The sequence below is a fragment of the Pseudoalteromonas sp. P1-9 genome (assembly GCF_001399975.1).
Lineage (GTDB): Bacteria > Pseudomonadota > Gammaproteobacteria > Enterobacterales > Alteromonadaceae > Pseudoalteromonas.
This window is the reverse complement of record NZ_LKBD01000166.1, coordinates 1-299: the sequence shown is the minus strand read 5'-3', so window position 1 is coordinate 299 and position 299 is coordinate 1. Positions and strand designations below refer to the sequence as shown.

At 46.8% G+C, this 299-nt stretch carries 1 protein-coding gene; it reads left to right on the top strand.

Annotated elements, in window-relative coordinates:
- On the top strand, positions 1–299 hold a 299-nt coding region (locus tag AN214_RS22035), incomplete at both ends, for a condensation domain-containing protein (protein WP_152960867.1).

The window sequence follows — 299 nt, the reverse complement described above, 5'->3', positions numbered from 1 at the left end:
TTACAAGCCGGAATGGTATTTCATACTCAGTTGGACGAGTTCAGAGGTACCTACCATGACTTAAACGGTATGCACTTAAAATGTCCTTGGCATCAAGCGCATTTTGAAACAGCACTCAATGCCTGTGTGCAGCGCCATCCGTTATTACGAACCGGGTATAAATTGGACGGTGAGCGACCGTTACAGTTGGTTTATAAAGCCAGGCCATTGCCGTTAATGGTTGAAGACATTCGCGATAAGAGCGAAGCCGAGCAGGACGCTTATCTAGCACAATGGCAAGAGTCCCGTAAAACCCATGT